General features: G+C 34.7%; 6 protein-coding genes. 2 read left to right on the top strand and 4 right to left on the bottom strand.

All coding sequences use genetic code 11. The features are described 5' to 3' along the window. Positions 1–681: 681 nt before the first annotated feature. Positions 682–1,167, top strand: a complete 486-nt coding sequence (locus tag AACU98_RS17385; RefSeq protein ID WP_004243298.1) for a DUF4822 domain-containing protein — start codon at positions 682–684, stop codon at positions 1,165–1,167. A gap of 99 nt (positions 1,168–1,266) precedes the next feature. On the opposite strand, the gene AACU98_RS17380 is transcribed toward AACU98_RS17385, so the two are convergent. Both AACU98_RS17380 and AACU98_RS17375 read right to left on the bottom strand, forming a co-directional pair. Then, entirely contained in the window at positions 1,267–2,403 is a 1,137-nt protein-coding gene (locus tag AACU98_RS17380) for an AAA family ATPase (protein ID WP_161735269.1), read from the bottom strand. Next, positions 2,390–3,103: an RNA ligase family protein gene (locus AACU98_RS17375; RefSeq protein ID WP_004243300.1), complete on the bottom strand. Its 714-nt coding sequence runs from the start codon at positions 3,101–3,103 to the stop codon at positions 2,390–2,392. Before AACU98_RS17375 ends, AACU98_RS17380 begins: the two co-directional genes overlap by 14 nt. A 385-nt stretch (positions 3,104–3,488) precedes the next feature. Here AACU98_RS17375 and AACU98_RS17370 point away from each other — a divergent pair, with 385 nt between their 5' ends. Continuing rightward, the gene (locus tag AACU98_RS17370; protein ID WP_004248258.1) at positions 3,489–4,277 is read left to right on the top strand and encodes a glucose 1-dehydrogenase; all 789 of its coding nucleotides are present in this window, start codon (positions 3,489–3,491) and stop codon (positions 4,275–4,277) included. Positions 4,278–4,375: 98 nt separating this feature from the next. On the opposite strand, the gene AACU98_RS17365 is transcribed toward AACU98_RS17370, so the two are convergent. Together AACU98_RS17365 and AACU98_RS17360 are read right to left on the bottom strand one after the other, a co-directional pair. Beyond that, the gene (locus AACU98_RS17365; RefSeq protein ID WP_004243303.1) at positions 4,376–4,930 is read right to left on the bottom strand and encodes a YiiX/YebB-like N1pC/P60 family cysteine hydrolase; all 555 of its coding nucleotides are present in this window, start codon (positions 4,928–4,930) and stop codon (positions 4,376–4,378) included. After that, the gene (locus AACU98_RS17360) at positions 4,927–5,334 is read right to left on the bottom strand and encodes a DUF4878 domain-containing protein (protein WP_004243305.1); all 408 of its coding nucleotides are present in this window, start codon (positions 5,332–5,334) and stop codon (positions 4,927–4,929) included. Before AACU98_RS17360 ends, AACU98_RS17365 begins: the two co-directional genes overlap by 4 nt. Positions 5,335–5,477: the final 143 nt, after the last annotated feature.

The following is a 5,477-nucleotide window of genomic DNA, read 5'->3' as shown; positions in this document are numbered from 1 at the left end:
TTAGAGTTACTAGAATAATCAAAAATAAAAATAATCATCACTATGTTTAAATAATCAACTATTTTAGTGAATCGAGCAAAGCTTAAAATAAATTAATCTTCCATTTTTATAGTTCATAAATTAGTACAATTCTTCTTACCATTAAAATGTATAGCCAATGATAATGTAAATTAATCATGTCAACTTATAATTAGAAATACAGATACAATGATTAAAATAGAAGCAGTTTTTATTGTCTCATTTTGTGAGGTAGATAACATTAATAACAACAGTCATTGAACAAACTAAGTATAAATAACCTATTTTAAGTAGGCAAAGTAAGTAAAAATCTTGCTTTATTTATTGATTTATTTTTTTACTCGTCAATCTTTGGCTTATTTTGTAAATAGCTGAGAATACTAAAGCACTAACAGCAACTCACTGATACAAAATATAACTCCAACAAAAAATAAAAACTTAGATATAAAAACTAAAAATCACAAAATTCAAGAAGATAAAATCAGCAACAATGTGTTCTAAAATATCTAATACCTAAATAGATTGTAAAACAACCTATTTATCAGACATATTCCGACACATTTATTTTCTAGCGATGTTTAAACTTAGTGTCTAAGATTATAAATATAAATTGAGCACCAATAATCTGATAAATACACAACGTAAAGACATAAGGATATACCTATGAAAATAAAATCACTTATTGCTATTTCATTATTAAGTGTTAGTGCTTCTCTTTTTGCCGCTGAAAGCACCAGCACAACACAACAAGTTCAGGGCGTAACTCAAGCACAAAAAGATCTCAATGATTATGAAAAAGTCATGGTAGAAAAAGTTTGGGTTACCACGCAAGCCATTGACGAGAAAGGCAATAAAGTTGACGCTAATAATCCACAAGTCAGTAATTATTTTGGCCTAGCAGAATATTATCCTAATGGCACTTTTATTATGTTTACCCCTGAAGGTAAACAAAAAATGCAAGGGGATTGGTCAATGTCTAATGATGGAAAAACGCGTACATTAGTTGCCAAAGATGCACAAGGAAAAACACTATTTACTCGTGATGTAGAAAATATCACCATCAATAATGATGAGTATACCTATCGTATTTACCCAACTGAAGGGGATAATACTGTTTATTTTGATATTATTCATCACGTTAAGAAGTAATCATAATACGTTGTTTCACCTGTTATAAATAATTAAGGGCTATTTTATGGTAAGTAAAATAGCCCTTTTTTTAGTTGTATGACCTTAATATAACTAGCCTTAAATCAAATTTTGAGCTTCCCCATCAACCCAATAAATCACATTAAGCGCTTCTTCTGGTGTTGGGACTTCCAGTTTGCTCAACATTCTTTCCATCACTTTATCGGGAACCGCTTCCTTTCTTGCGCTGTTTTGTTTTTTCCATTGCAAATAAGGGACTTCAATATATACCAATGTCACTTTAGCTTGATAACGATAAAACAGAGCAATAAGTTGATTACGCATTTGTTTAGTAATATTTGTTGCATTCCAAACAAAAGGCTTATGCTCTCTTAAATATATTCTCGCTTGCTCTTTGGCAAGTTGTGCAATCCATCCATTCGCATCACGATCATCTGGTTTTATATTATGCTGCTGACGTAATACATCTAAACTTACTACAGGCATATCTGCACAATATTGGCGAATATAACTATCTTTGCCCATTCCCGGTAGTCCACAAAGCACAATAACTTCACTTCCTTGCTCAGGATAAGGTTCATAGTGAGGATCGACACTATTTTCACTATGAAAATAGTGAAATCGAGCGCCATCAGAAATAAATCGTGCGGGTGTTCTCCAACAATTTAATTCTTCACAGTAAAGTGTAAATAACGCTATTTTATCCAATAAAGCGGGCTTATCTTCACAGCTTCGTCCCAGAACATCCGCCTTAGCCAGCAATGCCAATAAATAGCAATCTACTCTTAACGAAGCCGCTAATAAGGCTTTTTTAGGATCGGGCTTATCCATTAACCATAAAGGTAATCCGTGATAGCGTACTAATGCCGCAATCTGTTCTCTATCAATAAAGCTAACCGGCACTTTTTCATATAAAAAACGTCTTGTCGTTAATTCTCCTTTACGAGCATGGCCTGGCGAAATAATTCGCCCATTCTCTTCACGGGTAGTTGAACGTTTTTCTACATCATGTAAAAGTGCTGCAATCCATAGAATTTGTTGCTCTCTTTCTGACAGCTCTTGGTATTCAGGGAGTGATTTTATAGCGTGGATCACCTGTTGTGTATGAATAGCTACATCACCTTCAGCATGGTGGATCGGATCTTGTCGAACACCGGACATATCACTAATTTCATTATAGTACTCACCAAGTTGTTCCCATGACATTTCGCTATGTAATTTTTTATGAAGCATCATGAGACTCCTGTGTTTTTTCCCAAATCAGTGGCGCTCTTTTCCAATTACGTTTCCAATGCACATCTGTTTTAACATGATCTTTTCTCACATATTTAAACACCCGATGTGAAAATTCATCTAATGAAAATGCTTGAGCATCTCGTGTGACAATGCCTTCCATCGCACTTGGTTTCTTGGTTAACACATCTCGTGATTGAAAAGAGCTATGCTTTTGTGCGTGTAAAATAATATTCTTTTCAAACTCTATTTTATTTTCCGATTTTGGTAGCGAGATTTCCGGTACGGTGGGTAAATCAAATAAAGTGGCATAAAATTGCACTTCTTCCCAACTTAGCCATTTATCCTGACAACGTATGGCAAAAACATAGAAATACTCTTCCAAATGTTGGTATTCAATAGAATGAATGGCATAAAGATTTTCACCAAAAATATCTAAATTACCTAAATCATTTCTGATGGATTGCCAACGCTGGCGTAGTTGTACTGTCCATGCAGATTGTGTCGGAGTCGCATGAGAGCGAGCAAAAACCCCCATTCGATTTAAGCAATTATTTTCACCATCTAATTTTTCAGTATGAATAAGATGCTTTATTTTGCAGATATCTTGCCACCAATTGGCATTAATACGATCATCGCTTGTTGTGCCTGGTGAAAAAGGATAGTGATATGTTCTGTCATATTTTTTTGATTGATTATTCATTGTGTTATACTCATTAAGTAACAGGAACCCTACTAAATTTATATTAAAATTCAGTGAGTATATTTATCTGTATTTGCACTATTTATCTTCAGTGCCTTAATGCGTATTACATAACCACAACCTAATAACTCAAAAATAACAAAAGAAATAATTTTTAACATACTACCTGTATTATCAAGATAGCACTAGAAAAAAATGTTTATATTTATTATTCATTTTCTCTCAATTTTTTTCGTTATTTAACACTCCATGATGATTGTTCATCTATCCTTAATAGGGTGACAACGCTAATAATGTCACTCTATGGGTATTTATACTTAAATAATGATAAATATCTTAATCCTCAGTCGCTGTTTACATAACGATATTGCACATGGGAGGTAGTATGTATCACGATCTTCAAGGAAAAGTTGCTGTAGTAACAGGTTCGTCACGAGGAATTGGTGCAGCAGTAGTGACGAGATTAGCTCAAGAAGGAATGAACGTTGTTATCAACTATCACTCTGATGAAAATGAAGCTCAAGCATTAGCCGATAGCTTAAATAAACATGGTAAAGGTAAAGCGATTATTTTTGGCGGTGACATTAGTGATGAAAAAATTGCTCATAACTTTATTTATAAAGCGATTGACCACTTTGGTCAGCTCGATCTTCTGATCAATAATGCGGGAATTGAGACACAAACCCCTTCCCATGCAGTGAATTTAGAAGATTGGCGTAAAATTATTGATATAAATTTAACCAGTTATTTTCTAACGGCTCGCTCCGCATTGAAATATTTCGTTGAGAATAAGATCAAAGGCAATATTATTAATATGTCTTCAGTTCATGAAGTGATCCCATGGCCGACTTTTGCTAGTTACGCTGCCAGTAAAGGTGGCGTGAGAATGTTAACGCAATCACTGGCTCTTGAATATGCACACTATGGTATTCGTATTAACGCCATTGGCCCTGGTGCTATTAATACCCCAATAAATAAAGAAAAAATGCAAGATGATGCGTTACGCAAAGAATTAGAAGAGATGATCCCAATGAAATATGCCGCAGAGCCTGAAGCAGTGGCTAATGTTGCTGCTTGGTTAGCATCGGAGCAATCTACTTATATTACTGGACAAACTATTTTCATTGATGGCGGTATGACACTTTATCCTTCATTTCAAGGTGGAAAAGGCTAAAGCCGTTCACTGTCGTCCATACCGTTAAGATAACCTTCTTTCCAAATTTTGCGGTTTATTTATACTTATTCTTTGGGAAGAAGGCTTTTATCCTTATTTTATTCAATCAAAATAACATTTTCGGAATGGATAATATTATCAGGAAAAATAAGTGCTCTTTCAGAAATAAACGGCATATGTAATGTACGTGTGCCCGTTGAAATAGAAACTCCTGCTTTTAACCATGCATCAGCCACCAGCTCTGTACAATAAACACCTTTATCTTGCTGAATACTGAAGTTTTCCCCTACTCGATTTAAAACAGCTTCTAACGCTTGTTGTCGTGCTTGTTCACTTCCACGCACTTGGTAAAAGCGTACAGAATTAGGCTTAGCACGACTGATAAAGAAATCCAAACTATCGATAGTAACACCATCTTTACTATCAGCATGTTCACTGGGTGTTGAGTGAACAACCTGTATACCTTGCTCAGTTATCCACAACATTCCTACGTGGCTGAACCCGCTGTTATCAACTTGCTTTATTATGTCGCTAATAACTTCATCACCATCGCGAAAAACCAGATCACCACTTTTTAACTGATAAGGCAAAGCGAGCACAGTCAATGTGCTCGCTAAGTATAAAGTTAATGCAAGAGTAAAGCGTATTATCACTTAACTTCAACTTTCCATTTGCCATCAACTTTGATCATATTTTGATTTTCTGTTTTTTCTTCACCATTTTTCAACACTGTTTTGAGTGTGACAACGGCTTTATTTTTATCTTCGCTGTATTCAACTTTTGCTACTTCAACCTTACCCAAGCCACCTTGCTCTTTAATTTTTTTGCCCGCTTCGGCAACGATCATTTTAAATTTGCCGGTAATTTGCTCTGCCATTGGATCTTTTTCTAAATCACCAAAATACATTAATGACACAGCCTTATCACCATCACCGGAAGCGACAGCTTCAATAAATTCAACCGCGGCTTTTCCTGCTTCGTCTTGTTTATCACCACATGCAGATAATGTCATCATTGCCACCGCAAGAAACATAAATCCCATCATTTTCTTTAACATAAATTCACCATCACCATAAATATTTAATTTAATACAATAAGCATCTTATATAAAAAGGAAAACCATCTCATATAACACACTAATTTATTTATAAACTATGTTTGTGCAATAGAAAAATAACTTTTCTATCGCGGAATTATACG

It is taken from the genome of Proteus sp. G4380, assembly GCF_963885725.1.
In the GTDB taxonomy this organism is placed as follows: domain Bacteria; phylum Pseudomonadota; class Gammaproteobacteria; order Enterobacterales; family Enterobacteriaceae; genus Proteus; species Proteus mirabilis.
This window is presented reverse-complemented; position numbering and strand designations above follow the sequence as displayed.

Excerpts from the sequence above, each read along its gene's own strand:
- AACU98_RS17360 (WP_004243305.1), bottom strand. The coding sequence starts at position 5,334 with ATGTTAAAGAAAATGATGGGATTTATGTTTCTTGCGGTGGCAATGATG.
- AACU98_RS17385 (WP_004243298.1), top strand. The coding sequence starts at position 682 with ATGAAAATAAAATCACTTATTGCTATTTCATTATTAAGTGTTAGTGCT.
- AACU98_RS17380 (WP_161735269.1), bottom strand. The coding sequence starts at position 2,403 with ATGATGCTTCATAAAAAATTACATAGCGAAATGTCATGGGAACAACTT.
- AACU98_RS17370 (WP_004248258.1), top strand. The coding sequence starts at position 3,489 with ATGTATCACGATCTTCAAGGAAAAGTTGCTGTAGTAACAGGTTCGTCA.
- AACU98_RS17375 (WP_004243300.1), bottom strand. The coding sequence starts at position 3,103 with ATGAATAATCAATCAAAAAAATATGACAGAACATATCACTATCCTTTT.